This window comes from Parasutterella sp. (assembly GCF_057870745.1).
Genome location: NZ_DBMALT010000096.1, coordinates 1 through 1,732, shown reverse-complemented (window position 1 = coordinate 1,732; position 1,732 = coordinate 1). Strand labels below are relative to the sequence as shown.

General features: G+C 41.5%; 1 protein-coding gene. It reads left to right on the top strand.

The annotated features are described in order from the left end of the window. The first annotated feature begins 512 nt into the window (after nucleotides 1–512). Nucleotides 513–1,193: a MarC family protein gene (locus ACZND6_RS12830; protein WP_008812419.1), complete on the top strand. Its 681-nt coding sequence runs from the start codon at nucleotides 513–515 to the stop codon at nucleotides 1,191–1,193. Nucleotides 1,194–1,732: the final 539 nt, after the last annotated feature.

Here is a 1,732-nt window from a genome sequence, read left to right as displayed (position 1 = left end):
AGGTAGTCTCCGGGCTCTCCATAAAAGACAAACCTCTTGGACCTAACCGTTCAAGAGGTTTTGTTTTATCTGCTTATTTCTTCCGTGTGAACATGTTCACAGTTGAAATTGATGAGAATTAAAACAAATGGAGAATTGGCCTCTTAAAAACTTATTCACATTTCCAGTCATAACTAGAATCCCCAGGAAACTAATCAGTCTCATTTTGAGATAGATTAGGGTTAATACTATATTTATGGGTTATTATTCTTATCAAGGAGGGAGAGATATGAAAAAAGTTTTGAGAAAAATGATTGAAATCTGCGCTTGCAGAATGGTTCGTAATCGTTTGATGGCAGAGGCCATGAAAAAGTCGAGATAGTCCTATGAACACCGAGAGATAGGGACGGGTTGGCCGTCCTTTTTTCTTTGGTTGTTTTTGTCTTCTATCTGATTTCTGGGTAAGAGGCTTCTCAGGAAATACTGTTCTGCTATAAAATTCAGCATCCTTATCCAAATACTATAAGCACAAAATGCTTTCCTCATTCCTGAGTACCTTTCTTTATGTTTTTACGTCTTTAGTGACGGTGGTTAATCCTATCGGGGCGGCGATGTTTTTCCTGACGATAACCTCGGGAGCAACCCGCGCTCAGCGCATGACCTTATCCAATAAAGTATGTATTTACTTTCTGATCATGGCGCTGGTGACCCTATGCGCCGGCTCTTTTGTTCTGAGTTTTTTTGGGATTTCTCTCGGAGTTCTTCGAGTCGCTGGCGGTCTGATTCTTTTTTCTGCCGGATGGTTGGCTTTGAATAATACTTCTTCTTCTAGTGAAGGGGAGGAAGAAGTTGAGTCAACTGCCGGAGCTCATAAACCGAGAACCGATCAGGACTGGATGAAGCTCGCTTTTTATCCGTTTACGATGCCACTAACTTTAGGACCGGGCGCCATTGCCGTGACAACAGCTATCGGTACATCAATGAATTTCACTATTCCTAATGTGATCGGAGCCTTTGCTGCAGCTTTGGCGAATGCTTTGATTGTTTGGTTATGCTTCCGTTACGCTGATCGTATTACTGAGATATTGGGGCCAAGTGGTTCGGATGCAATCGGACGTATTTTCTCATTTATTTTGGTGTGTTTAGGTGTGCAGATTTTCTGGACGGGTTTCTCAGAATTGTGGCTGACTCTAGTATCGTCCGTGCCAAAATAAACAGAACATAGATATAAATGAGGCCGCGCTCTGCGGCCTTGGTGTTAACGGTTACTTGTGTTTTTCTTTTTGCTGCTTTTCAGAAAGAAACGAGAATAGAAACTGACAAAGGCGATAATTAAAACGCCAATAATGATCAGTTCGTTACTGTAAGCGGCGAATTCTTCTCTTAAATAGTCCAACATAAATTCTTCCATCCTAATTACGGAGGCGTTGTTCCTCAATTCGTCTTGGAAACTTGTAGCTTTCCGATCAAGACGTCGAATTCGGCTTAAAAGGAGTCTAAGTTTTAAAAACGTACAAATGCATTGTAGGGACTGAGGGTAGTTAAGACAATAGTTTCTTATAGGGATTTTTACTGTACTTATTGATTTTTAAGTATAAATCTAATGATTGATACCTATTTTTGAACAATCCCATACCGCATTGTTGCGGTAATTTTGGTGTGCTCGGCATGAGCATTCTCTATAGGGTGAAAGTCCCGAGTCTGCCCGCTAGTGGGAAAGACTAGCGAACCCCAAGGTGTCTGCAGTGATGCA